Annotated in this window: 27 protein-coding genes and 1 tRNA gene; 18 read left to right on the forward strand and 10 right to left on the reverse strand. The window is 60.2% G+C overall.

The annotated features are described in order from the left end of the window. Window position 1: 1 nt before the first annotated feature. Window positions 2–298 carry an addiction module antidote protein gene (locus FHT87_RS26095; RefSeq protein WP_183730400.1) on the forward strand — a complete coding sequence of 99 codons (297 nt, stop codon included), beginning with the start codon at window positions 2–4 and terminating at the stop codon, window positions 296–298. 12 nt (window positions 299–310) lie between these two features. Here FHT87_RS26095 and FHT87_RS26100 read toward each other — a convergent pair whose 3' ends face one another. Continuing rightward, complete coding sequence (locus FHT87_RS26100) at window positions 311–688, reverse strand: VOC family protein (RefSeq protein WP_183730403.1); 378 nt, start codon at window positions 686–688, stop codon at window positions 311–313. Between the two features lie 144 nt (window positions 689–832). Between FHT87_RS26100 and FHT87_RS26105 the strand changes: the two genes are divergently transcribed. The 7 genes from FHT87_RS26105 (at window position 833) to ubiA (ending at window position 7,573) form a co-directional block, all read left to right on the forward strand. After that, window positions 833–1,201: an antibiotic biosynthesis monooxygenase gene (locus FHT87_RS26105; RefSeq protein WP_183730406.1), complete on the forward strand. Its 369-nt coding sequence runs from the start codon at window positions 833–835 to the stop codon at window positions 1,199–1,201. Beyond that, window positions 1,191–2,144: an agmatinase gene (gene speB / locus FHT87_RS26110; RefSeq protein ID WP_183805682.1), complete on the forward strand. Its 954-nt coding sequence runs from the start codon at window positions 1,191–1,193 to the stop codon at window positions 2,142–2,144. Before FHT87_RS26105 ends, speB begins: the two co-directional genes overlap by 11 nt. Before the next feature lie 80 nt (window positions 2,145–2,224). Next, a complete protein-coding gene (argC, locus tag FHT87_RS26115; protein ID WP_183730413.1) occupies window positions 2,225–3,148 on the forward strand; it encodes an N-acetyl-gamma-glutamyl-phosphate reductase in 924 nt (307 codons plus the stop codon). A gap of 124 nt (window positions 3,149–3,272) precedes the next feature. Continuing rightward, window positions 3,273–4,037, forward strand: a complete 765-nt coding sequence (locus FHT87_RS26120) for a DUF4239 domain-containing protein (protein ID WP_183805684.1) — start codon at window positions 3,273–3,275, stop codon at window positions 4,035–4,037. 221 nt (window positions 4,038–4,258) lie between these two features. After that, on the forward strand, window positions 4,259–6,079 hold the full coding sequence (locus FHT87_RS26125; RefSeq protein WP_183805686.1) for an ABC transporter ATP-binding protein: 1,821 nt from the start codon (window positions 4,259–4,261) through the stop codon (window positions 6,077–6,079). A 101-nt stretch (window positions 6,080–6,180) separates the two neighbouring features. Next, complete coding sequence (locus FHT87_RS26130) at window positions 6,181–6,534, forward strand: VOC family protein (protein ID WP_183730419.1); 354 nt, start codon at window positions 6,181–6,183, stop codon at window positions 6,532–6,534. Window positions 6,535–6,658: 124 nt separating this feature from the next. Next, window positions 6,659–7,573, forward strand: coding sequence for a 4-hydroxybenzoate octaprenyltransferase (ubiA, locus tag FHT87_RS26135; protein WP_183805687.1), 915 nt, complete (start codon window positions 6,659–6,661; stop codon window positions 7,571–7,573). A gap of 10 nt (window positions 7,574–7,583) precedes the next feature. Here the strand turns inward: ubiA and FHT87_RS26140 are convergent, their stop codons facing one another. Together FHT87_RS26140 and FHT87_RS26145 are read right to left on the reverse strand one after the other, a co-directional pair. Continuing rightward, window positions 7,584–7,751 (reverse strand): hypothetical protein, encoded by a 168-nt coding sequence (locus FHT87_RS26140; RefSeq protein WP_183805688.1) that lies wholly within the window; start codon window positions 7,749–7,751, stop codon window positions 7,584–7,586. 137 nt (window positions 7,752–7,888) lie between these two features. After that, window positions 7,889–8,992, reverse strand: coding sequence for a COX15/CtaA family protein (locus FHT87_RS26145; protein ID WP_183805689.1), 1,104 nt, complete (start codon window positions 8,990–8,992; stop codon window positions 7,889–7,891). 115 nt (window positions 8,993–9,107) lie between these two features. On the opposite strand from FHT87_RS26145, the gene FHT87_RS26150 reads away from it, so the two are divergent. Then, the gene (locus FHT87_RS26150; protein WP_037096587.1) at window positions 9,108–9,317 is read left to right on the forward strand and encodes a DUF2842 domain-containing protein; all 210 of its coding nucleotides are present in this window, start codon (window positions 9,108–9,110) and stop codon (window positions 9,315–9,317) included. A gap of 125 nt (window positions 9,318–9,442) precedes the next feature. Beyond that, window positions 9,443–10,678 carry a GNAT family N-acetyltransferase gene (locus FHT87_RS26155; protein ID WP_183805690.1) on the forward strand — a complete coding sequence of 412 codons (1,236 nt, stop codon included), beginning with the start codon at window positions 9,443–9,445 and terminating at the stop codon, window positions 10,676–10,678. A gap of 3 nt (window positions 10,679–10,681) precedes the next feature. Here the strand turns inward: FHT87_RS26155 and FHT87_RS26160 are convergent, their stop codons facing one another. Further along, the gene (locus FHT87_RS26160) at window positions 10,682–12,868 is read right to left on the reverse strand and encodes a Wzz/FepE/Etk N-terminal domain-containing protein (protein WP_183805691.1); all 2,187 of its coding nucleotides are present in this window, start codon (window positions 12,866–12,868) and stop codon (window positions 10,682–10,684) included. A 187-nt stretch (window positions 12,869–13,055) separates the two neighbouring features. Between FHT87_RS26160 and FHT87_RS26165 the strand changes: the two genes are divergently transcribed. The 5 genes from FHT87_RS26165 to FHT87_RS26185 are packed head-to-tail and all read left to right on the forward strand — an operon-like array spanning window position 13,056 to window position 17,983. Further along, window positions 13,056–13,631, forward strand: a complete 576-nt coding sequence (locus FHT87_RS26165; protein ID WP_183730433.1) for a polysaccharide biosynthesis/export family protein — start codon at window positions 13,056–13,058, stop codon at window positions 13,629–13,631. A gap of 3 nt (window positions 13,632–13,634) precedes the next feature. Then, window positions 13,635–14,804, forward strand: a complete 1,170-nt coding sequence (locus FHT87_RS26170; protein WP_183805692.1) for a glycosyltransferase family 4 protein — start codon at window positions 13,635–13,637, stop codon at window positions 14,802–14,804. Between the two features lie 55 nt (window positions 14,805–14,859). Beyond that, window positions 14,860–16,422 carry an undecaprenyl-phosphate glucose phosphotransferase gene (locus tag FHT87_RS26175; protein WP_183805698.1) on the forward strand — a complete coding sequence of 521 codons (1,563 nt, stop codon included), beginning with the start codon at window positions 14,860–14,862 and terminating at the stop codon, window positions 16,420–16,422. Further along, on the forward strand, window positions 16,419–17,693 hold the full coding sequence (locus FHT87_RS26180; protein ID WP_183730441.1) for an O-antigen ligase family protein: 1,275 nt from the start codon (window positions 16,419–16,421) through the stop codon (window positions 17,691–17,693). Before FHT87_RS26175 ends, FHT87_RS26180 begins: the two co-directional genes overlap by 4 nt. Then, window positions 17,690–17,983, forward strand: a complete 294-nt coding sequence (locus tag FHT87_RS26185; protein WP_183730444.1) for a DNA-binding protein — start codon at window positions 17,690–17,692, stop codon at window positions 17,981–17,983. The genes FHT87_RS26180 and FHT87_RS26185 overlap by 4 nt, the downstream gene beginning before the upstream one ends. Before the next feature lie 109 nt (window positions 17,984–18,092). On the opposite strand, the gene FHT87_RS26190 is transcribed toward FHT87_RS26185, so the two are convergent. Continuing rightward, complete coding sequence (locus FHT87_RS26190) at window positions 18,093–18,305, reverse strand: hypothetical protein (RefSeq protein ID WP_183730446.1); 213 nt, start codon at window positions 18,303–18,305, stop codon at window positions 18,093–18,095. 427 nt (window positions 18,306–18,732) lie between these two features. Continuing rightward, window positions 18,733–18,954 (reverse strand): hypothetical protein, encoded by a 222-nt coding sequence (locus FHT87_RS26195; RefSeq protein WP_183805700.1) that lies wholly within the window; start codon window positions 18,952–18,954, stop codon window positions 18,733–18,735. Between the two features lie 523 nt (window positions 18,955–19,477). Here FHT87_RS26195 and FHT87_RS26200 point away from each other — a divergent pair. Continuing rightward, window positions 19,478–19,554 (forward strand) — tRNA-Pro (locus tag FHT87_RS26200). Window positions 19,555–19,787: 233 nt separating this feature from the next. Here FHT87_RS26200 and FHT87_RS26205 read toward each other — a convergent pair. Beyond that, window positions 19,788–20,105, reverse strand: a complete 318-nt coding sequence (locus FHT87_RS26205; protein WP_183805701.1) for a hypothetical protein — start codon at window positions 20,103–20,105, stop codon at window positions 19,788–19,790. A 165-nt stretch (window positions 20,106–20,270) separates the two neighbouring features. Continuing rightward, window positions 20,271–20,513: a hypothetical protein gene (locus FHT87_RS26210; protein WP_183805703.1), complete on the reverse strand. Its 243-nt coding sequence runs from the start codon at window positions 20,511–20,513 to the stop codon at window positions 20,271–20,273. 46 nt (window positions 20,514–20,559) lie between these two features. Between FHT87_RS26210 and FHT87_RS26215 the strand changes: the two genes are divergently transcribed. Further along, entirely contained in the window at window positions 20,560–20,871 is a 312-nt protein-coding gene (locus tag FHT87_RS26215; RefSeq protein WP_183730454.1) for a hypothetical protein, read from the forward strand. Window positions 20,872–20,912: 41 nt separating this feature from the next. On the opposite strand, the gene FHT87_RS26220 is transcribed toward FHT87_RS26215, so the two are convergent. Beyond that, window positions 20,913–21,581, reverse strand: a complete 669-nt coding sequence (locus tag FHT87_RS26220) for an HAD family hydrolase (RefSeq protein WP_183805705.1) — start codon at window positions 21,579–21,581, stop codon at window positions 20,913–20,915. 268 nt (window positions 21,582–21,849) lie between these two features. On the opposite strand from FHT87_RS26220, the gene FHT87_RS26225 reads away from it, so the two are divergent. Further along, window positions 21,850–22,191 carry a response regulator gene (locus tag FHT87_RS26225; protein WP_183805706.1) on the forward strand — a complete coding sequence of 114 codons (342 nt, stop codon included), beginning with the start codon at window positions 21,850–21,852 and terminating at the stop codon, window positions 22,189–22,191. A gap of 89 nt (window positions 22,192–22,280) precedes the next feature. On the opposite strand, the gene FHT87_RS26230 is transcribed toward FHT87_RS26225, so the two are convergent. After that, window positions 22,281–22,823 carry a MerR family transcriptional regulator gene (locus FHT87_RS26230; protein ID WP_183730462.1) on the reverse strand — a complete coding sequence of 181 codons (543 nt, stop codon included), beginning with the start codon at window positions 22,821–22,823 and terminating at the stop codon, window positions 22,281–22,283. Window positions 22,824–22,937 lie beyond the last annotated feature (114 nt).

The following is a 22,937-nucleotide window of genomic DNA, read 5'->3' on the forward strand; positions in this document are numbered from 1 at the left end:
GATGCCTTTCGAAACCACCCGCTTCGACATTCAAGATCACCTGAAAACGCCAGAAGAACGCATCCTTTATCTCGAGGCTGCATTCGAGGACGGCGACCCCTCCCTCGTCGCCCATGCGCTCGGCGATGTTGCCCGTGCGGTAGGGATGACCTCCGTCGCCAAGGGGGCCAGCGTCACTCGCGAAACGCTCTACAAATCACTCAGCGAAACGGGAGACCCCCGGCTTTCGACTTTCTTCGGCGTGATCAAGGCGCTCGGCTTGAAGATTTCCATCTCGTCCGATCAGGATGCAGCCTAGTAAAACGATGCCTCACTCCGGCTTGTTGAAGAAAGCCTCAAGCCGATAGCCGTCCGGATCGATGATGAAGGCGGCATAATAGAACTGGCCGTAATCCGGACGGATGCCCGGCGCACCGTTGTCCTCGCCGCCATTGGCCAATGCGGCAGCGTAGAAGGCGTTGACGGCTTCCTCACTCGTCGCAACGAAGCAGAAATGCAGTCCCGAGCCGCGATCCGCCGGCACCGGGCGCTCCACTTCGCTCACCCAGAAGGCAGGCCTCTCGGCGCCGTACCCCATCGTTCCCTCGAAATTCGACAGCCGCTCGTAACCGAGCGGCGCCAGTGCCGCATCATAGAACTGGCGTGACCTTTCGAGGCTTTTGACCCCGATCGAAACGTGATCGAACATTGCCTGTGGCTCCCTGGTGATTTGCTTGCAGCAGCTTCTTGGAAGCGATTTGCGAAGTCAACGCATGGGCAAGCCAAAGCCGCATCTGCTTGCAATCGACCTGCCGCTCGCCTACCCCATGCTGGAGAGACAAGGAATCTTGATATGTCGACCGACCAGCCCTCACCCTTCGCCACCACGCCCGAACCGCCCTATTACGTCGTTACCTTCTCCTCCCTCCGTACCGAGGGCGACAATGGCTACGGCGCCATGGCCGACCGGATGACGGACCTGGCGCTGCAGCAGCCGGGCTGTCTCGGGGCTGAAAGCGCGAGGGATGCCGATGGCTTCGGCATCACCAACTCCTACTGGGCCGACGAGGAAAGCCTGAAGGCCTGGAAACAGGTGGCAAACCATCTTGCCGCCCAGCGCCTCGGCCGTGAGCGCTGGTACAAGCAATATAAGGTTCGCATTGCGCGGGTAGAGCGCGCTTACGAATTTATCGCAGAGGAAGGAGCCTCCCATGGCGAATAAGACCATCGACCATGCCTTCACGGCACAGAGCCTTACATCGGCCGCCTCCGACCCGACCTTTGCCGGCGCGCTTTCCTTCATGCGCCGCCGCTTCACCAAGGATCTGACAGGAGCCGATGCCGTCGTCTGGGGCATTCCCTTCGATGCGGCGACCTCCAACCGGCCAGGTACACGCTTCGGGCCGCAGGCGATCCGCCGGGCTTCGGCGATCTTCGACAATGATCCGCAATATCCGTTCCAGCGCGATCTCTTCGCCGAGATGGCCGTCATCGACTACGGCGACTGCCTGCTCGACTACGGCAATCATCAGGATACGCCTGCAGCCATAGAGCGGCAGGCGAGCGCCATTCTCGACAGCGGCGCCTTCCTGCTCACCCTCGGCGGCGATCACTATGTCACCTGGCCGCTGCTGAAGGCGCATGTCGATCGCCACGGCCCGCTGGCGCTCGTGCAATTCGACGCGCATCAGGACACGTGGTTGGACGACGAGCGCCGTATAGACCACGGCTCCTTCGTGGCCCGTGCGGTGCGCGCCGGCCTCATCGATCCTGACCGCTCGATCCAGATCGGCATCCGCACGCACGCGCCAGAGGATTTCGGCATCCATCTTCTCTACGGCCATCAGGTCGAGGATATGAGCGCGACCGAAATCGCTTCCGCAATCATCACGCATACGAAGGGCTCGCCCGTCTACCTGACCTTCGACATCGATTGCCTCGATCCGGCCTTTGCGCCCGGCACCGGCACGCCGGTTTCCGGCGGCCCGTCCAGCGCGAAGATCCTCTCCGTGCTGCAGCGCCTGAAGCAGCTCGATGTCAGAGGCGCAGACGTCGTCGAAGTCTCCCCGCCCTACGATCACGCCGATATCACCGCCATTGCGGGGGCGACAGTCGCGATGTATATGCTGGGTCTTCACGCCGAACGGCGCGCAACGGCAGGATGACTGCTGTTATCAAATTGATTCAACTTCATGGCAAACTGATTCCGGAAACAATCCGAACCCACTGAAAGTGCAGGATAATCATGGCAGCAAAGATCTTCATCGATGGCGAGGCTGGAACGACGGGTCTGCAGATCCGCGAGCGTCTGGCGGAGCGCCGCGATCTTGAGCTGCTGTCGATCCCGACCGAGAGCCGCAAGGACAAGGCGGTGCGTGCCGCATTGCTCAACGAGGCCGATATCGCCATCCTCTGCCTGCCTGACGATGCCGCCAAGGAAAGCGTCAGCCTGATCGAGAATGACCGTACAAAGGTAATCGACGCCTCGACGGCGCATCGCGTCGCCGAAGGCTGGGCGTATGGCTTTCCGGAAATGAGCAAGGAGCAGGCCGGCGTCATCGCCTCGGCCAAGCGGGTCGCCAATCCTGGCTGCTGGCCGCAAGGCCCGATCGCCATGCTGCGCCCGCTGATCGTGGCCGGCCTGGTACCGGCCGATTTCCCGGTCACGGTCAACGGCATTTCCGGTTATACCGGCGGCGGCCGCACCATGATCGAGGATTACGTCGCCAAGGGCGAGGATGCTCCGGAATACATGCCCTACGGCCTGAACTTCAAGCACAAGCATCTGCCGGAGCTGCAGCGCTACGCCAGGCTTGGACGCGTGCCCTTCTTCCAGCCGGTCGTCGGCAATTTCGCACAGGGCATGGTCGTGACCGTGCCGCTGCAGCTCTCGCATCTGCCCAAGGTGCCGAAGGGTGCTGACCTACATGCCGCCATCGCCGACTATTATGCCGGCATCACGGGTTTCGTGGAGGTCGCCCCCTTGGAGGCGTCGGAACGCACGCCGGAGCTCAACCCGGAAATCTATAACAACACCAACCGCATGCGCCTGCACGTCTTTGCTAATGACGATATCGCGCAGGCGCTGCTCGTCGCCGTCTATGACAACCTCGGCAAGGGCGCTTCGGGTGCCGCCGTGCAGAACATGGATTTGATGCTGGGCGTATAACGCCCGGCAATGCCTATTATCAGGCGGTTGCGGCATTTGCGTTCGACGGTCTGCTTCGGTAGTAGCTGATACGATTGCCCGCCTGATATGAAAGCCTTACACTCTCCCATGTGAGGGGAGCTCAATGGCGTCGGTTCTGATCGGCATCGCCATCATTGGAGGCACGACCGCAACCGTGCTTGCGGCCTATTACATTATGCATCTGGTCATGGGCGGCGACCCGGGCGGACGTGACAGGGAGCTGGCCAGTTCAGTCATCACCCGCATTGCCAGCTTGCACGCACTCATCCTTGCCCTCGTTTTCGCGCAGGAAATGATCGAATACCAGGCTCTGCGGACGGAAAGCGCAGTGGAAAGCAATGCAGTCGGCGATGTCTTCTATGATGCCGAGCGCTATGGCCCGGAGGCGCAGGCACCGATCCAGAAGGCGCTGAAAGACTATGTCCGTATCGTCATCGAGGAGGAATGGACCGAACTCGGACGGACCGGCGAACTCTCATCGGCGGCCTGGGATCAATGGAACAACGCCTATCTCAGGATTCTCGAGTTGGCTCCCGTCAATGCCAAGCAGCAGAGCCTGCGCGGCCACATGCTCGATGAAATCCATACAATCTCGGAATCCCGCGACCGGCGGGAAAACAGCGGCACCGACTCCATCAGCCTGATCTTCTGGTTTGCGGCGGTTTCGGGCGTGATCTTCACCGCCATCGGCTATTACCCCTACGCGCCCGACGGCCGCAACCTGCTGCTCCTGTCTATCTTCGGCGTCTTTACCGGCATCATCCTCTTCTTCATCTACGCCTTCTCTAATCCTTACAGCCCACCCGCCACGCTGTTTCCAACAGCTTTCGAGCGATTGCAGGAAGAGATCGGCGGGCCTGATCCGTGAGCGGAAATGCTCCGCACACCTCGCCCAAACCTATCGCCGTCATGCGCCACAGCAAAAGACAGTCGCCTTTTGCGGCGTTTTGCGGTAAAAGCGGCACGCTGTCAGCAAGGCTGCGCTGCTTGAAAGGCGCGCGGCCCCTGTTTCACGCCGATGGGAGGCCCTCATGAAAACGATCCTGAGCAACCAGAAAAACAAGATCAACACTCAGGATATCCGTCTTCATGTCCAGCTTGCTTTCACGCGCGAGGAAAAACCCGCGGCGTCCTAACCACAGCCTCTCCACCGCAACGCACATCCACAACAGGCGCCAGCTGCGCCTGCGCAAGTTCCTGTCCTACTTCCGGCCGCATCTTCCGCTGCTTATGGCCGATATTGCCTGCGCCGTCGTCGTCGCTGCCGCCGCAGTAGCATTGCCGCTCTGCGCCAACATCGTCATGGGCTATCTCATCGCGCTCAACGATACTTCTTCGGCCTATTGGCAGATTCTCGGCATGGGCGGCGTCATGCTGGCCATTGTGGCAATAGAGACAGCCGCCATCTTCTTTGTCGATTATCGCGGCCACATGATGGGTGCGCATATCGAGGCGAATATCCGCCAGGAACTGTTCGATCACTGCCAGAAGCTCTCCTTCGGCTTCTATGACCGGCACCGCACCGGCCAATTGATGAGCCGCATCGTCGGCGACTCCTTCTGGCTGGGCGAACTTTTCCATCACGGGCCTGAAGACCTGCTGATCGCCATTCTGAAGTATGGCGGGGCCATGACGGTCCTGTTCTTCATCGATCCGCAGCTTGCGTTTCTGATCCTCCTGCTGACGCCTTTTGCTGTGGCTTATGCGCTGCATTTCAACAGGCGCATGAATCGCGCCCTTGAGGCAAGCAAGCAGGAGATCGCTGCCGTCAACGAAAGGGTCGAAGATGCGCTGGCCGGTATCCGCGTCGTCCAATCCTTTGCCAACGAGGATCTGGAGCGGAAACGTTTTGCTGCCTTGAACCGGCGCTTCCTCGAAAGCCGCTCCGATGGCTACCGGAGCGAAGCCTGGTTTTCCGCCGGCGCCGAAACCTTCGCCCAGATCATCACGCTTCTGGTCGTCATCCTCGGCGGATTGCGCATCCTTGCGGCGGAACTCACCATTGCGGACCTTTTGACCTTCCTGCTCTGCGTCGGCGTTCTCGTCGATCCGGTCAAGCGGATGGCCAATCTCGCCCGGCTCTGGCAGGAGGGTTATACGGGGTTTGTGCGGGCGATGGAGATCCTGGAGATCGATCCTGACGTGATGGATCGTCCCTCGGCCCGCGCGTTGCATATGCCGAAGGGAGAGATCAGGCTCTCGAATGTCGATTTCAGCTATGTCGACGGGGCGGAGGTGCTCAGCAACCTTTCGCTGACCATCCGGCCTGGTGAATTCGTGGCGCTCGTCGGCCCGTCGGGTGTGGGGAAAAGCACGCTCTGCGCGCTGCTTCCCCGCTTCTATGATGTCACTGGCGGTTCGATCGAAATCGATGGCACCGATATCCGCGATGTGACACTTGCCTCGCTGCGCAGCCACCTCGGCGTCGTGCAGCAGGATGTCTATCTCTTCGCCGGCACCGTGGCGGACAATCTGCGCTACGGCAGACCGGACGCGACAGACGAAGAGGTGGAGGCCGCAGCCCGCGCCGCCCATGCGCATGAGTTCATCATGGCATTGCCGCAGGGCTATCAGACTGATATCGGCCAACGCGGCGTGAAACTCTCGGGCGGCCAGCGCCAGCGGCTGACGATCGCTCGCGCTTTCCTCAAGAACCCTGCCATCCTCATCTTCGATGAGGCGACGAGCGCGCTCGACAATGAAAGCGAGCGGGCCGTGCAGCAGGCCTTCCTGACGCTTGCAAAGGGGCGCACGACGCTCGTGATCGCTCATCGCCTTTCGACGATCCGCCACGCCGACCGTATTCTGGTGCTGACAGGCGACGGTATCGTCGAAGAAGGCAATCACGACAAGCTGATGGAGAGCGGCGGCATCTATGCCAATCTCTATGGGCTGCAGGCGAGCATCTGAGGTCCGATGAGCCGACATGCGGAACCGTTCGGCAGACAGGTCCTGAACTGTTCCGCAGATCGACCAAGTGCTATTTCTCTTCGACTGGAGGAAGGAACACCATGACAGTGCTGCGCATCGTACCGAATATCGCCGCCGCCTCCATCGAAGAGGTGCGCAACTTCTATTCCGAGCTGTTCGATCTCGACATCGTGATGGATCATGGCTGGATCGTCACTCTTGCATCCGACAAGCGAGCACTCACCCAGATCGGCATCGCGACGGAAGGCGGATCGGGAACCGCAGTGCCTGACGTTTCGATCGAGGTCGATGATGTGGACGAGGTCCATCAGCGTGCGGTGACAGGTGGACATCAGATCGTCTACGGGCCGGCCGACGAGCCCTGGGGCGTTCGTCGTTTCTATATTCGCGACCCCACCGGCAAGCTGCTGAATATCCTCTCTCACGCAGGCTAATCGGCTCCGTCAGACGCAGGGAGGATCATTGCAATGCTTGCGAAAGCCTCTATTCTGCGACAGCCGTGCGAGACACGAAATAACTGCTTTCATTGAGAATTTTCGAAGATAGCCAGATCATACCATGAATACATTAAACCGCCCGGACTTGAGCGATATTCATCAAGGTGACTGGGTGGACCGGCTGTTGCCGGGCACATGGCGACCTTACACGAGGCTCGCGAGGCTCGATCGTCCAGTCGGAATATGGCTGACGCTGTTTCCATGCTGGGCGGCGTTGTTTCAGGCGGCCCATGGGCTGCCCGATATCCGGCAGCTGGCCGTCTTCACGCTCGGTGCTCTGCTGATGCGAAGCGCCGGCTCCACGATCAACGATATCGCGGACCGGAAATTTGACGGCCATGTCGAGCGAACCCGTTTTCGGCCACTGGCGAGCGGGCAGATCGGAGTCAGTCAGGCGTTGACCTTTCTGGCCATCGAACTCGCCCTGGCGGCGTCTCTTCTGTTGTTTCTGACACCCTATACGCGGCTGGTCGCCTTATGCGTCTTGCCGCTTGTCTTCGTCTATCCGCTCTGCAAACGCTTCACCCATTGGCCACAGGCCGTGCTGGGCGCGGCGTTCAACTGGGGCATGCTCATGGCCTGGGCCGAAATTGCCAGCCATATTCCGGCCGGAGCCGTGCTTATGTGGGCTGGAGCCATCGCGTGGCAGATCGGCTATGATACCGTCTATGCCTATGTCGACGTGAAAGACGACAGAGCCCTCGGCCTGAAATCGACTGCCATCCTGTTCGGCCGGCATGGCAAGCTCGTGATTGGCCTGTTCTACGCTTTGACGGTCGCCGCATGGTCGCTTGGAGGCTGGCTGTCCGGCATGTCCCTGCCTTATGCGCTCGGAATGCTCGTCATCGCCGCGCACCTTGTCTGGCAGACCTGGCGGATCGACCTTGCACGGCCGGAAGTGAATTACCGCCTGTTCCTGGCAAATATCCTGACCGGGCTATTGCTGGCAGCCTCGGCCTTTATGGGAACCTGGTAAGCCCGTCGGCTCAATAAGAGCAGGGGCGATTGTCGCTGGGACGGAAACCGCCGGCGCAGGCCGGGTTCAGGGACGTATCCTCGCCATAGTCGTAGCTCTCCGTTGAGGTGCAACTCGAAGCGATTGCGGAAAGCGTGATCAGAACGCCTGCCATTACGAATGTGCGAAATCTGTTCATGTGAACATCCCCCTTCATAGGATCGCCCATGCGCCAAGCCGACAATCTAGCATGTCACGGCAAATCCATGCGAGGAGCATCGCATTGATCCCATTCACTCTTCCGCGAGCCAGGGGATAGGACGTCTCTATCCCTGCTCAGTCGCGCTCGGCGATAACAGTTGCGCGGGGATATTCGCCGTAGTAGCCGCGCCAGTTGGCGACGGCGAAACCGAATACCACCAACGCACCTGCCTGATGCAGCAGGCCCCAGTGCAGCGGCACCTCAAGCAGCAGCGTGGTGATGCCGATTGCTGCCTGGATCGTGATGAGCGCGAAGAGCAGCACGGCCCGGCGCGCATGGGTGCTCCAAGATGCGGCTCGCAGTGCAATCACCATGTTGATGAACGCGACCGCAAAGAGCGTGTAGGCACCGAGACGATGGATGAACTGCACCGTCTTCGGGTTCTCGAAGAGATTGATCCAGAAGGGCTGCTGGATGAAGAGATCGCCAGGCAGGACGGCGCCATCCATCAGAGGCCAGGTATTATAGGTGAAGCCGGCATCGAGGCCGGCGACCAGCGCACCGAGATAGATCTGGAAAAGCGAGAAGATGGCGATGGCCGCTGCCCAGCGGTGGGAATTCTTCGTCGGGGCCGGATCGTCGGAATGCGGCGAGAGCCCGCGCATGATCCACATGCAGGAAGCGAAGATCAGGCACGCCATGACGAGATGGGTGGCAAGCCGGTACTGGCTGACATCCGTGCGCGCAGACAGGCCGGAGGAGACCATCCACCAGCCGATGAAACCCTGCAGGCCACCGAGCGCCAGGATGCCGGCAAGCGGCCAGCGCAGGCGCCTCTCGATCCGGCCGGTCGCCCAGAAGAAGACCAGCGGCAGCGCGAAGATGACGCCGATGCCGCGCGCGATCAGCCGATGCGCCCATTCCCACCAGAAGATGCTCTTGAACTCATCGACCGTCATGTCGCTGTTCAGCTGCTGGAATTCGGGGATGCGCTGATAGAGCTTGAACTCCTCTTCCCACTCGGCGGCATTCAGCGGCGGAACAACACCATGGATCGGCTTCCATTCGGTGATGGACAGGCCGGAATTGGTCAGCCGCGTGGCGCCGCCCACGAGCACCAGACAGAAGAGCGCCAGAAGCACGAAGCCCAACCAGATGCGCACGGCGCGGCGGTTATTGTCCTGCCTGCGCACTTCGGTGCGGATCGCCTGCTCCGGGCTCAGGTTTGCGACGGCCATGATCTCTCCTTTTATCCGGCAGTTGATTTGCCCCAGCGGCTGATGCAAAACAAGCCCCGAACCTTTGCGGCATGCCGTCGCGCCGGTTCAATCCCATCCGTTCGAAAGTTATACGATGCCCGTCCGCCTTCGCAAATTCATCGGCACGATCCTGATCATCATCCTCGTGCTTTTCTATGCGATTGTGGCGAATACGATCGCGGTCGCCACACTCGGCAATGCGCCGTGGTGGGGACATCTGCTTTACTTCGCGCTCACCGGACTGCTCTGGGTGCTGCCGGCGATGGTCATCATCAAGTGGATGGCCGGCCCGAGACAGCAGTAGGGGCCGATTAACGGCGGAATAACCCTGTCAGTGGAAAACTGCAGCCAGGCGCAGCGGTTAAACCAAATATACGTCTCGGCACTCTACCTTCCTCTGCAACACATCTCTTGACCGGAGAAAGACCCGTGCAGACGCAGAGGCTCGATGTCCTTGAACAAAAGCTTGACGCTGCAGCGCAAGCCCAAACCGGCATTTCCCGGCTGCGACAACTCAGCGTGAAACTCGCCATGGGCGAACTCGATATCCAGCTTTTCGACAGGATGGAGCCCCTTGAAGAGGAATGGCGCGCGCTGGAGCGCGACAACCTTTCCTCGCTGCACCAGAGCTACGATTGGTGCGCGGCCTGGGTGGCAGCCTTCCACCGTCCGCTCGCCATCCTGTGCGGCAGGAGCGGCAACCACACCGCCTTCATCCTGCCGGTGGAAATCGTCGCCTCGCGCGGCATGCGGATCGCCAAATTCATCGGCGCCGACCACAGCAACATCAATACCGGCCTGTTTTCGCAAGCCTTTGCCGAAGATGGCGATGCGGTGGACAGCCATCGCCTCGCCGCCCGCCTTCGTGCAGCACTCTCCGGCAAGGCCGATCTGCTTCTCTTACAGAATATTCCGCTGGAATGGCGCAGCCGTCGCAACATGCTTGGCGGCCTGCCCATGGTGCAGAACCAGAACCACGCCTATCAACTTCCGCTCTTCGATACGTTTGAGAAGACGCTGCAGCAGCTGAACGCCAAAAGCCGGCGCAAGAAGTTCCGCACGCAGAGCCGGCGGCTGGAGGCGGTTGGCGGCTTCGACTATATCGCGCCGGAAGCGTCCGCGGAGCAGCATGAACTGCTCGACACGTTCTTCCGCCTGAAAAGCGCCCGCTTCGCCTCGCTCGGCCTGCCCGATGTCTTTGCGGATTCGGAGACCAAGGCCTTCCTGCACGGCCTGATCGACAAACGGATCGGCGACAATTTCGGCCTGCAGATGCGCGCCCTGCGCCTAAAGGGCGAGTATGAGGGACGCATCGCCGCGCTGTCGGGGATTTCCCGCAAGGGCGACCACGTCATCTGCCAGTTCGGTGCGATCGACGAGGATCTGGTTGCGGATGCAAGCCCCGGCGAATTCCTCTTCTGGCAAATGATTTCAAGCCTGCACGGCAAGGGAGTCGCGCTTTTCGATTTCGGCCTCGGTGATCAGACCTACAAGCGCTCCTGGGCGCCGATCGAAACCGACCATCACGATGTGGTCCTGCCGATCTCCGGCATCGGCGTCGCTGCCGGCGCAGCGCACCGGGCGATCACCCGTGGCAAGGCCTTCATCAAGGCCCGCCCCGGTCTCTATAAATTTGCCCAGAACATCCGGGCCAAGATTGGCTGAAGATCAGGCAGCATGGCGTGCGGGGCTGCGCATCGCGGCCTCTTCGCCACCCGACATCAGTACCACACGCTCGTAGCCGGCACCTTGGAAATCCTGCATCAGGCCGACGAAGGCAGCTTCTTCGATCTCAGGCAGAGACAGGATGATCTCGATCTCCTTGCTGCGCGTCAGTCTTGACACGCCGGCGACATCGGCCGCGCCGCATTCCACGATGACGATATCGTAGGCCGATGACAGAGCATCGAGCAGCAGCGACAGCCGATCGGCGCCTCGCATGGCGCGACGTACATCACTCACACCCTGCGGGATCAGATGCGCATCGGAAAACCGGTCGCCGTGGATCGTCTCGCCGAAGGCAGCCTCGCCGCAGAGAAGATCGGTAACGCCCGGTGCCTCGGGGTTTTCGGCCATGAGCTCGGTCGGATAGCCGGAGCCGGTCATGTCGATCAGGATCACCCGGCGTCCGTCATCGGCCAGCAGGCGTGCCAAGGCAACTGTTGCGGCAGAACCATTGTCACCGGTTGGGGATATGGAAACGGCGAGCGGTGCACGGCAGTCGGCGAGATAGCTTGCGACGGAAGAGACGGAGAACTCGTTCTCGTCGGCAGGCGCTTCCTCGACCGGCTCGGCTTGCGGCTCCTCGTCGTCGTCGACCGCTGCCGTCAGCATGCTGGGCTTGGCAAGCGTTGCCGCGGAAACGGGAGCCGTTCCCGCAGGAAGGGGTGCTGCTCCGCCCTGCTCTTCGTCCTCGACGCTGTCTTCGATGGTGCGGGATTCGACATCCAGAGGCTCGACCGGGCGAAGCGCGCGGCCACTGAAGAGTTCGGAGAGCATGATGACGATCGCACTCATGATGAGGGTTGCGACCGCAGCAACGATGACGATCGGCACGACTTTCGGGAAATAAGGATCGACCTGCTCGATCGCTTTCGAAACGATACGGGCGTCCGCCGGGCTGGAATTCCGGTCGGCACGCGAAGCGGCTTCGCGGTAGCGGACGAGGTAGGTTTCGAGAAGCTGGCGCTGGGCGTTCGCCTCCCGCTCCAGTGCGTTAAGACCCACTGCGTCCTCGCCCGCCCTGGCGCTGTTGGCCTGCAGCCTATCGGACTGCTGCTCCAGTTCCTTGGCGCGCAGCTCGGCAACCTTCGTCTCGTTTTCGATGCTGGCAAGGATCTTCTGCGTTTCCTGGCGGATCTGCGTGCGGATATCGGCAAGTTGGGCACGCAGGCTCTTCAGCCGCGGATGATTGTTGAGCAGGCTCGTCTGCAGGTCTGATATCTGCGACTGCAGCCCGGATTCCGTCGCCTTCAGCCGCTGGATCGACTGCGACGACATGATGTCAGCAAGCGTGTCGGAGGCTTCGCCCGATGACAGCGCATTGCGCACGGCTTGTGCCCTCGCCTCGGCATTCGCCTTGTCGGTGCGCACGCGGGTCAGTTCGACGGAGATGTCGTTGAGCTGCTGCGCAGTGAAGGTCGTCGTGCCATTGGTCTGCAACAGGCCGTGGGTCGTGCGGTAATCGGCGACCTTTTTCTCGGCCTCGCTCACCTTCTGGCGCAGGCTGTCGATCTCCGGTTCGAGCCAGCGCGTCGCTTCCGAGTTGGAGGCGAGCTTGGCGCCGCTCTGGATCGCCAGGTAGACCTGCGCCATGGCGTTCGGAATGCTCGCGGCGAGCTTCGGATCCTTGGAGGTGAAGGTAATGCCGATGACGCGCGAGCCCGGCACCTGATAGACCTGCAGGCGCTGGGTGAAGGCGTCGATGACACGCTCTTCCGGCGGATTTTCCAGCGGGTTCTTCTTCAGGTGCAGCGCCACGAGGATATCGGTGAGCGCGGAGCCGTTCGCGGCAGCATCGAATTCCGGCAGATTGTAGAGCTTCAGATTGTTGATGACCTGCTTGATGAGGTCGGCCGATTGCAGAAGCTGCACCTGGCTGGCGATATTCAGCTCGTCGAGCAGCGGTCCGGCATTGGCGTCACTCGTCTGCGTATTGGCAAAGGCCGGAGCGCGTGGTTCGATGAGGACGCGTGTCTCGCTGCGATATTGCGGCGAAACGATCTTGGCGCCGGCAAAAGCGACTGCCGCACCCAATGCGGTGATCGTCAATATTCTCAGACGACGTGCCCAGACCGCGCGCACAAGCTGGCCGAGGTCGATGTCCACATCCTGATCACTCGCTACGCGGGACATACTCATTACTCCAATACGAACTGCCCCAAGCGTAAACGACCATGGTAACTCAACGGTTAATGGCAACTCCCTCGCAAATACGATGCTCCTGATAAAGGATTTGAGGAAATCGGCGGTTTTTTTACCGGGCATTAACCCTAATAGATCGATAACGGCCCGACCGAATTATCTTCCTGTGAGCAAGCGGATGCCCTTCGTCCAGCCCAAGATCCTGATGGCTATGAGCCTTGTCGCCATGATGGCTGCACTGGCGGGCTGCACCACCTATCGGCCCGCGCCGAAGGCCTTCAACCAGGCGACGATCCAGCCCTATTCGCTCGACAGCGGCGACCGCCTGCGCATCACCGTCTTCGATCAGGCAACGCTGACCAATACCTATACGGTGGATCAGGCCGGCTATATCGCATTCCCCCTTATCGGCCAGGTCCCTGCCCGCGGCCGCACCTTGCAGCAACTCTCGGGCCAGATCGCCCAGAAGCTGCAGCAGGGATATCTTCGCGATCCTGATGTCACCATCGATGTCGACCGGTATCGTTCCGTCTTCATCATGGGCGAAGTCGGCCAGCCCGGCCAATATGCCTATGTGCCCGGCATGACGGTGCAGAACGCCATCGCAGTTGCCGGCGGCTTCACCAGCCGTGCCAACCAGAGCATGGTCGACGTCACGCGCAAGATCAACGGACAGGTGCTGACGGGCCGCGTCAATATTTCCGGCCCGATCATCGCCGGCGACACGATCTATGTCCGCGAACGGCTTTTCTAGCCGATGATAGAGCAGAGGCCCCTCCGCATTCTTCACTGCTTCCGCTCGCCGGTCGGCGGAATTTTCCGTCATGTCCGCGATCTCGTGGAGGAACACAGCCGGGCGGGCCATGATATCGGCATCATCTGCGACAGTTCGACTGGCGGCGAATATGAGGACAGTCTCTTCGACGATATCCGCCCCTTTCTTTCGCTCGGTCTGATGCGCATTCCGATACGGCGCTCCATCAGCCCGTCGGATGCAGCGGTTCTCTGGAACACATTCAAGGAAATCAGGAGCTTGCGGCCGGATGTGCTGCATGGGCATGGCGCCAAGGGCGGCGTGCTCGCGCGGCTTGCCGGCTCAGCCCTGCGGGTCAACAGGTATCGCGTAGCCCGCCTCTATACTGCGCATGGCGGAAGCCTGCATTACTCCCGCGCCTCCATGCTCGGCCAGTTCGTGCTGCGCATGGAGCGGCTGCAGGAATATTTTACCGATGCGCTGGTCTTCATCTGCGAATACGAGCGACAAACCTATGCGACCAAGGTGGGCCGGCCCCGGGTCATGAACCGGCTGATCTATAATGGCATCGGCGCACGGGATTTTTCCGATATTCCGACCCGCTCCGACGCCGTACATTTCATCTATGTCGGCATGCTGCGCGATCTCAAAGGCCCGGATCTTTTCATCGACGCCTTCGCCAAGACCGAGCGCCTGCTCGGCCGGCCGCTTTCGGCGCTGATGATCGGCGACGGGCCGGAACGCGACCGTTATCGCGAGATGATGGTCGAGCGCGGCCTCGGCAAGCGCATCGGCATGCTGCCGGCCATGCGCGTGAGGGACGCCTTCTCCATGGCGCAGAACCTTGTCGTCCCCTCCCGCGCCGAAGCCATGCCTTACATCGTTCTGGAAGGGCTCGGCGCCGGCAAGACGGTCATCGCCTCGCGTGTCGGCGGCATTCCCGAGGTGCTTGGAACAGACAGTCCCGCACTGGTGACACCGGGGGACTCCGACGACTTGGCGCGGGTGATGGCTGAAGCACTGACAGTGCCCGGCTGGCACGACAAGGTCATGCCTTCTCCCGACGCGGTCAAGTCGGTCTTTTCCGCCCCAGTCATGGCCCGCGAAGTGCTGAAACTCTACGGCGAGCTCGTCAATCCCGCTACGGCACAGGCAATCCCGGCCGCCTCGTAAAAGTTTCTTAGGGGCTTTCTGTTATCCCGCTCACATCAACGAGCGATGAAGCCCCATGAACAAGCTGGAAAAGAGCGGACAGTTCGACGTGGAAGCCCTGCGCAAGCAGGTCTCTGATACGGAGACGCGCGGCGACGCCTCTACGCATGCCGCCGGCGAGACGCCTCCCATCAATCCCTATGCCCGTCGGATTGCCGAGCAATTCCGTGACGGGACCTACTCGCCTGTCATCATCATCGGCCAGTTGCGGCTGCTGGAATTCCTGACGCAGTTCGCCATCGGCCTTGTCACCTTCTATTTCGCACCCGGCGACGGCAGCGACAGCATCGCGATGCGGGCCGTCATCGCGGCTGTCGTTTCAGCATTGACCGTCGTGGCGCTTCAACTTGCCGATACCTATTCCATTCCGGCTCTCAGATCCCGCGTGCGGTATCTGCCGCGTACCTTCGCGGCATTCGCCATAGTCTTCGTGCTGACAACAGGCAGCTTCTCGCTCTTGCGCGGTCTCAGCGCAGCGACTGCGGAATCCTACGGTATCTGGTTTATTGCCGGTGCGCTCTTCCTGGTTATCGAGCGCTTCCTCGTGGCGCAGGGCGTGCGCAGTTGGGCGCGCAACGGCATCATGGAGCGCCGCGCCGTCATCGTCGGTGGCGGCGAACCGGCCAAGGAACTGATCCGCATGCTGGAGCAGCAGGCGGATAACGACATCCGTATCTGCGGCATCTTCGACGACCGCGGCGAGAAGCGCTCGCCGATCATGGTCGCAGGCTATCCGAAGCTCGGCACGGTGAGCGAGCTCGTGGAATTCGTGCGGATGACGCGCATCGACATGCTGATCATCGCGCTGCCGCTGTCTGCTGAAGCGCGCATCTTCGAGCTTTTGAAAAAGCTCTGGGTGCTGCCGGTCGACATCCGCCTTGCCGCACACGCCAATCGCGTGCGTTTCCGGCCTCGCGCCTATTCGCACGTCGGCGCGGTGCCGATGCTCGACATTTTCAAGAAGCCGATCCGCGACTGGGATTCCGTTGCCAAGCGCGCATTCGATATCTTCTTCGCCATCATCGCGCTCTGCCTGCTCTGGCCTGTCATGCTGGCGACAGCGATCGCCGTGAAGGCGACTTCGGAAGGGCCGGTCTTCTTCATGCAGAAGCGCCATGGCTTCAACAACGAGATCATCAACGTCTTCAAGTTCCGCTCCATGTACGCCAGCATGGGCGATCCGACGGCAAGGGCTGCCGTCACCAAGGGCGATCCCCGTGTCACCCCTGTCGGCCGCTTCATCCGCAAGTCCTCGATCGATGAGCTGCCGCAGCTCTTCAACGTGCTGAAGGGCGAACTTTCGCTGGTCGGCCCGCGTCCGCACGCCGTGCTCGCGCAGGCGCGCGAGCGCGCTTTCGCCGATATCGTCGACGGTTATTTCGCCCGCCACCGCGTCAAGCCCGGTGTCACCGGCTGGGCGCAGATCAACGGCTGGCGCGGCGAAGTGGACAATGAAGAGAAGATCAAGTTCCGCACGGCCTACGATCTCTATTATATCGAGAACTGGTCGCTCTGGTTCGATCTCAAGATCCTGTTCCTGACACCGATCCGGCTGCTCAACACGGAAAACGCCTATTGAGCGCGATCGACGCCTCCCATGTGCGCGTGGCCCAGCCGCAACGGCTGACGCTGCGCCTCATCGGCTCGGCGGCGGTCGCTTTCGGGGTCTTTCTTTCCGGCTTCGTCATCGACGAGCCGGCGCCTTATGAACTGTGGATGGCAGGGCTGATCGGCCTCTGGTTCATCCTCGGCCTGAAGATATCCCGCACCACCGCACCGCTGCTGGCGCTGCTTCTGACCTTCAATATCGGCGGCATGCTGTCGCTCACCCAGATGCGGGACCTGGCGACCGGCCCGATGTATATTGCCGTTTCCACCTTCCTGGCACTGACATCCATCTTCTACGCCGCGATCATCGAGGACAGCCACAAGCGGCTGCCGCTGATCTTCAATGCCTGGAGCTTTGCGGCGGTCATCACGTCCCTGCTCGGCATCCTCGGCTATTTCCACGCCTTTCCGGGCTTGGAAGTCTTCACGCTTTACGACCGCGCCAAGGGCGCCTTCCAGGACCCGAATGTCTTCGGCCCTTTCCTCGTGCCGCCGGGGCTTTACCTCGTCCACGGCATTCTCGCCGGAAATCTCAAGACGTTACCGATCAAAGCGGGAGCGCTGCTCATCCTGGCGCTCGGCATCTTCCTCTCCTTCTCGCGTGCAGCCTGGGGCCTTTTCGCCTTTGTCGTGATCGTGCTGATTTTCGTGATGTTGCTGAAAGAACGCAGTGGCGCCTTCCGGCTGCGTGTGCTGATCCTGTCGCTCGGCGCGATCATCCTGATGGTGGCCTCGCTGCTGGTCGCGCTGCAGGTTCCCAAGGTCAGCGAGCTTTTCTCCGCCCGCGCCCAGCTCGTGCAGCAATATGACGGTGAACACCTCGGCCGTTTCGATCGCCATCGCATCGGCTTCCAGATGATGATGGAACGGCCGCTCGGCATAGGACCGCTGGTCTTCGGCACCATGTTTCCGGAAGACGAACACAATATCTGGCTGAAATCGCTGACCACCTATGGCTGGCTGGGCTTCGTCAGCTATGTCGGCATGCTGTGCTGGACGCTTTATCTCGGCTTCCGCAACATATTGCTCGACCGGCCGTGGCAGCCTTTTCTCATGGTCGCGTGGATTTCCGTTCTCGGCCATGCGGCGATCGGCAACGTGATCGATATCGACCACTGGCGACACGTCTACCTGTTGTTCGGCATCGTCTGGGGTTGTGCTGCGCTGGAAGTTCGCCACAAGCGCTCGAGCCGCTCACAGACACTTGAGAAGTTCGGCAAAAGCGCTAAATTTCCGGCATGATTACAGGGACACAGATACGCGGCGCACGCGCCATGATCGGCATGAGCATCGAGGATCTCGCAGCTCATGCAGGACACTCCGTCGAAACAGTCCAGGCGCTGGAAAACGGCGAATGGGTGGGTGAGACGCGCGCCGCGATCGACGTGCGCAACACGCTGGAAGCCCACGGCATCATCTTCATCGCCAGCGGCAACCAGGATGAAGGCGGCCCTGGCATACGCCTGCGCGCCCGCAGCTCCAACGATGACGGCATCAGGCCGGAAAACCTCAACGCTGCCAACGACGATTGACGGAACCAGGCGCCGTCTCAGACGTCATATCTTCCACGAAGCGAGCAAACCCGAAGGCATCGAGATGAGCATCGGCAAGAACAGTGTCTCGATCGAGCAGACCTGAGCTTTAGAGATAGGTCTTGGCCAGAATGGTCAACTTGCCGCTGTCCTTCACGCCCTGCCTGTAAAGCTGGATGAGGGCTGCACCGATCCGGTCGGCTTCCGGCGTGCGGGGAGTGATGCCGCTGTCATCGCAAACCTGGCTCAAAACCCGCGACAGCAGGTCGATATCTTCCGAGAAGAGCGGTAAATCCTGGGGGTGAACTGACGATTTCAACATCGCGCCACATTTCCCTTAGAGGGCACAACGCATCGTCATGTTGCGCAGCCGACGCCCTCCCTGTCAGCCTCTTTCTCATTATGCGCGTAGCCCGAAATTTTAGCAACCGCGCAATTAAATCGTCGGGAACAATCTCGTGCCTCGTGCGTTATGGTCCGTTTGGAATGCATATGGAATGAGGAGCCGTGAACGAAAACGCTTCCGTTTGCCCGTGAGTGTCAAATCTCCAAGCAACGGTTTCATTGTCGCAATCGCCTGGGAAGCCTTCGAATATCTCAAACGCTGACTGGCCAAGCGGCCGCGAGTACCACATAGCGCTCCAGCACTGCCTCTATGTGGTGGACCGGCTGAAAAGCGCAGCACAGACCTCCCTTCGTGGAGGCTGCCGGAAGCGCTGAACTATTGGTGTAAGAATTGAAGATTCGGCTCAGAATTTCAGCCGGCCGCTCGCTGCATAGAGCTGCAACTGGTTAAAGCCTTCGACGATCGCCTTGGCGCCGACCTCGGCCACATATTCTCCGGCAAGCTCCGCAAGCGCAAGGGCAACATCCCCTTCCGGCCAGCCGGCTTTCACGGCCTCCTCGGAGAGGGCCTTAAACGCAGCGGCAAGGGTCTGCCGGCAATCCTGCCTGTTACTGTCGATCGTCATACGCCCGAAACTACGCTTCCTACGATTTCCCTTGCTTACACGTTCAGCAACAAAATTGCGAATAAATTTCAGTTTCAGACGTCAAAAATTGGAAATGTCGCAGACGCTTGGCTTCAGCCAAAGGTAGACTTCACTGAATATATAATAAATCTCCTTCATTAAGCAGGAATATTGAGTCAAAATATTAAGGAAATATTTTACCTGAAATTTATCAGCTTAGAAACTGCAACCGGAAATCTACATTATTTCGGCAAGATGCCGTCTCCAGCTTAACGCCACATTGCTCACCAGCGAAAGAATTTCCATGCCGCCTCGGCGTATGCAAGGACTTTTGACGCTTTGCGCAGACTTTTTTCGGCAGTCATCAGCCGGTTTTGAGGATTCCAGGCAGCACCGGAGAGGCAGAGTAAAAGCTGCCCGGCAGACATTCCATTGAACAAGTTCCGTTTTATGATCGCGGCGGCATTTTTCCCTTGCGTCCAAAAACCGAAAAGTCTAACAGGAGCAAGCCGTTTCGGCAGGTCGGGGCGTAGCGCAGCCCGGTAGCGCACTTGACTGGGGGTCAAGGGGTCGCTGGTTCGAGTCCAGTCGCCCCGACCATTTAATCCCTTGAAATCTCAGTCTAAAACAGCCGGTTGACTTCGCGTCCAACCGGACGGCGGAGCGCAACGCGAATAGCGTCCGGTTTTGAGCGATCAGTCCCGGAAATTCCCAGACATCGCCTCCTGCGTCTGACCACGATCCTGTGGCGTGAAGCCGATCGCTCTTCATCCTTGCTCCGCCGAATGACACGTCGCTCTCCGGCGTGAGGGCGCGACGAGCCAGCGAATGCCTCAGTGAATGGTGTGGGGTAAGCCGTCCCAGGAGGACGTCAGGTCTTCGAGCAGGACGAGGAGTTTTTCGAATTCGGCAAGCACGGAACGGAATTCCTCGTTGTCCAACAAGGCGATCTGCGGAGTCTTGGTCGAAAGGGATGCGATCAATCGTTCGATCCACGTGCGTCGGTCCGCAGGCACGTGTCCGAGAATATCGTCCCGGTATTCCTGGAGATAGCTGTGGATGCGCGCCACGATTACACGGCGGTCGGTCGCCCCAAGCGTGGCAAGATTGCTTCGAGCCGTCTGCAGTTCCGCGATGATCGATATCTGCATCTCTCTCCCCTTGGTTCGTCACCACTCCTACGCGGCCGAATACCACGATCACGGAGCTTTCGACATGGACCAGGTCTTACGAAATCGAGGGGCGTGGTTTGGTTGCCATTCTTACACTGCCGAGGGTCGACCGGAAGATCCCGGTCGAAGAGCAAAACGAGGTGCTTAGCGCGATTCATCCGTCCATATGCGGCGCTGGCCGCGATAGATATATTGTCCGGAGCCCTGGCGCGTATTGTCGCGATAATAGTCACGGCGGTTGCGGTTGCGGTCGTCGCCGGCGCAGCGCTCCGGAAAACGGCGGCAATCCTCGCGGTTTTGGCGGTCGACGCGCGGATTCGTCGGATCGACAGCCATTGCATTACTGGCAAGCATTGCTAAAGCTAAGGTAAGAACGACCCTGATCATTTCACTCTCTTCAATCTGCCGCAGACCATTGCCTGGAGTTTACCACATGCTGCCAAGCCGCTCACTTCTCATCGGCGTGATCGTAACGCTGGCCTCCTCGCATATCGCATTGGCAGAAAACGTCCAGTTCCGGAACGCCAAGGAAAATGAAATCCGACAGCTTCTGAACGGCGCCAGCGACCTGCGGAAGGCCTCGAACGGCTATGAATACCGCCAAGGCAATAAGAACGGCTACAAGATTTCAGACGGTCAGATCTGCGTTCTTTTTCCCAACAAGCAGACCGACTGCGTCTCGATCAAGACGGATGGCAAGGTGCTGCAGATGATCGACAACAAGGGCAATCGCGTCAAGCTCTGAGCCCGGCGTGGGCTACAAATTCTGAAACCCTTCGGCCGCCATCACAGCGCGGACAATGCGAGCTTGCCGTCCGCCGTCATGCGCGGCTGCCAAGAGGCATAGTTGTAAATCGTGAAGTGCGGCGTCTCGAAGGGCGTCGCATGGGTTTCAGCGATGACGGTGACATCTGCGCCGGCGGCCTCGCCGGCGAGAATGCCGGCAACCGCGTCCTCGAAGACCAGGCAGCGGGCGGGATCGACGCCGAGACGGCTTGCGCCAAGCAGATAACATTCCGGGCTCGGCTTGCCTGCCGATACTTCTTCACCACTGACGATCATTTTCGGCATGGGAATGCCCGCTGCCGCCATACGGCGACGGGCGAGTTCGATGGGCGCGGAGGTGACGATGCCCCAGCGATCGGCGGGCAGCGCATTCAGGAAGCGGATGGAACCCGGAATCTCGATGATACCTTCGAAATCCTCCATCTCCTCCTTCAGAAGGAGCTTGGCTTCGGCGACCGGATCGACGCCGGGAAGACCGAGCTGCCTGATAGCATCGGATGCACGAACGCCGTGGATGGTCTTGAGCAGGACTTCCGGCTCGAAGCCGTGGCGGACAGCCCACTCGCTCCAGACGCGCTCGACGACGGCGATGGAGTTCAGCACCGTGCCGTCCATATCGAAGAGGAAGGCATCGTAGGTCTTGTCGAGAACGCGATGGGAAGCGGACACAGGAGGTTCCTTGCGAAGCGGAGGCTGTCAGGCCTCCGCGACTAACCGAGCGCGGGAGCTGCGTCAACCTCGGCTCGCATGGTTGACCTTGGGATGAGGATGCTCTTGATGTCGGCCAGTGCGCCGCGTCGGCGGGCAACCATGAAGCATGGCTGGCGTTCTCTCCGATGGCTGGCTCCGCAGCCTTGACGAGCAGCCGGCTTAGGACACATAAGCCGTGACACCCAGCAAAGGGCCTGGCACGAGCTGCGCAAGGGCGGACGGGACCATGAAAGACATACTCATCGTCGAAGACGATGCGCTGATCGCCATGCTGCTTGAGGAGATGCTTGTGGATCTCGGCTATCGCGTGACCGCCAGTGTTACGGATCTGGAGCAGGCGCTCGATGCGGCCCAGAACAAGGAATTCGACGCAGCTATCCTTGATGTATCGCTGGCTGGAAAGAGTTCGCTGCCGGTCGCGAAACTGCTTGAGACACTCGGCAAGCCCTATGTCTTTGCGACGGGATATGGCAGCGCGCCCGAAGGCAGCAGTTCAAGCTTGCCTGTCCTCAGAAAACCGTTCCAGCTCTCCGATCTCGAAAAAGCGCTCAAGGGCATGCAGACCTGAAGCGAATCGCGATCTTTCTGATTCGCCGGTAACGCCTCAGGTTCCTGCCTCACGCGTGTCGTCACGGCAAAACCGCTGCGCGACGTGCTTTAGCGCACCTGATCGAGCAGGCGCTTGCATTCCAGGAGATCGTAAAGCGCTTCCTGGAGAAGCGCGCGGTCCTCCTTGCCGACACTCGACTTGCCGACCGAGATTTCCGGCTGATCGTCCTCGCCGCTGACGAAATTGAAGAAGCGGCGCGTAATCGGCGGCTTGGCGCGGCCGACGATCTGGTCCTCTTCCGCCATAGCAACGCGCGGTTCACCTGCGACAATATCGCCCACGTTGGCCGAGAGTGCCTCGACGCTTGCAAGATCGCCGTGACCAACCGCGACGACAAACTTGTTGCCGTTGGTCTTCAAGAGCTTCTGCACGCCCTTGATCGTATAACCATGATCATAGAGCAGATGGCGGATGCCTTTCAGGAGATCGACATCCTCCGGCCGGTAATAACGCCGGCCACCGCCACGCTTCATCGGCTTTATCTGCGGAAAACGGGTTTCCCAAAAGCGCAGCACATGCTGCGGCAGGTCAAGATCATCAGCAACTTCGCTGATGGTGCGAAAGGCATCCGGGCTCTTGTCCAACGTCATACTGCTACGCGACCTCGCGGATCCATCCAAAACGGCGACTCATCATATTTCAACGGTTTGGAGCCGCGAATTCAAGTCACGTCTTCGCGTTGCGCACAGCCGGAGGAGCGACGC

It is taken from the genome of Rhizobium sp. BK316 (genome assembly GCF_014193695.1).
Classification (GTDB): Bacteria; Pseudomonadota; Alphaproteobacteria; order Rhizobiales; family Rhizobiaceae; genus Rhizobium.

Bases quoted from the DNA above. Each gene is read 5' to 3' on its own strand.
- FHT87_RS26205 (WP_183805701.1), bottom strand. From the start codon at position 20,105: ATGCAGATATCGATCATCGCGGAACTGCAGACGGCTCGAAGCAATCTT.
- FHT87_RS26170 (WP_183805692.1), top strand. From the start codon at position 13,635: ATGATAGAGCAGAGGCCCCTCCGCATTCTTCACTGCTTCCGCTCGCCG.
- FHT87_RS26210 (WP_183805703.1), bottom strand. From the start codon at position 20,513: ATGATCAGGGTCGTTCTTACCTTAGCTTTAGCAATGCTTGCCAGTAAT.
- FHT87_RS26145 (WP_183805689.1), bottom strand. From the start codon at position 8,992: ATGGCCGTCGCAAACCTGAGCCCGGAGCAGGCGATCCGCACCGAAGTG.
- FHT87_RS26140 (WP_183805688.1), bottom strand. From the start codon at position 7,751: ATGAACAGATTTCGCACATTCGTAATGGCAGGCGTTCTGATCACGCTT.
- FHT87_RS26230 (WP_183730462.1), bottom strand. From the start codon at position 22,823: ATGACGTTGGACAAGAGCCCGGATGCCTTTCGCACCATCAGCGAAGTT.
- FHT87_RS26190 (WP_183730446.1), bottom strand. From the start codon at position 18,305: ATGTTGAAATCGTCAGTTCACCCCCAGGATTTACCGCTCTTCTCGGAA.
- FHT87_RS26160 (WP_183805691.1), bottom strand. From the start codon at position 12,868: ATGTCCCGCGTAGCGAGTGATCAGGATGTGGACATCGACCTCGGCCAG.
- FHT87_RS26100 (WP_183730403.1), bottom strand. From the start codon at position 688: ATGTTCGATCACGTTTCGATCGGGGTCAAAAGCCTCGAAAGGTCACGC.
- FHT87_RS26105 (WP_183730406.1), top strand. From the start codon at position 833: ATGTCGACCGACCAGCCCTCACCCTTCGCCACCACGCCCGAACCGCCC.
- FHT87_RS26165 (WP_183730433.1), top strand. From the start codon at position 13,056: ATGCCCTTCGTCCAGCCCAAGATCCTGATGGCTATGAGCCTTGTCGCC.
- FHT87_RS26095 (WP_183730400.1), top strand. From the start codon at position 2: ATGCCTTTCGAAACCACCCGCTTCGACATTCAAGATCACCTGAAAACG.
- FHT87_RS26125 (WP_183805686.1), top strand. From the start codon at position 4,259: ATGTCCAGCTTGCTTTCACGCGCGAGGAAAAACCCGCGGCGTCCTAAC.
- speB (WP_183805682.1), top strand. From the start codon at position 1,191: ATGGCGAATAAGACCATCGACCATGCCTTCACGGCACAGAGCCTTACA.
- FHT87_RS26175 (WP_183805698.1), top strand. From the start codon at position 14,860: ATGAACAAGCTGGAAAAGAGCGGACAGTTCGACGTGGAAGCCCTGCGC.
- FHT87_RS26185 (WP_183730444.1), top strand. From the start codon at position 17,690: ATGATTACAGGGACACAGATACGCGGCGCACGCGCCATGATCGGCATG.
- FHT87_RS26225 (WP_183805706.1), top strand. From the start codon at position 21,850: ATGAAAGACATACTCATCGTCGAAGACGATGCGCTGATCGCCATGCTG.
- argC (WP_183730413.1), top strand. From the start codon at position 2,225: ATGGCAGCAAAGATCTTCATCGATGGCGAGGCTGGAACGACGGGTCTG.
- FHT87_RS26130 (WP_183730419.1), top strand. From the start codon at position 6,181: ATGACAGTGCTGCGCATCGTACCGAATATCGCCGCCGCCTCCATCGAA.
- ubiA (WP_183805687.1), top strand. From the start codon at position 6,659: ATGAATACATTAAACCGCCCGGACTTGAGCGATATTCATCAAGGTGAC.
- FHT87_RS26150 (WP_037096587.1), top strand. From the start codon at position 9,108: ATGCCCGTCCGCCTTCGCAAATTCATCGGCACGATCCTGATCATCATC.
- FHT87_RS26215 (WP_183730454.1), top strand. From the start codon at position 20,560: ATGCTGCCAAGCCGCTCACTTCTCATCGGCGTGATCGTAACGCTGGCC.
- FHT87_RS26120 (WP_183805684.1), top strand. From the start codon at position 3,273: ATGGCGTCGGTTCTGATCGGCATCGCCATCATTGGAGGCACGACCGCA.
- FHT87_RS26195 (WP_183805700.1), bottom strand. From the start codon at position 18,954: ATGACGATCGACAGTAACAGGCAGGATTGCCGGCAGACCCTTGCCGCT.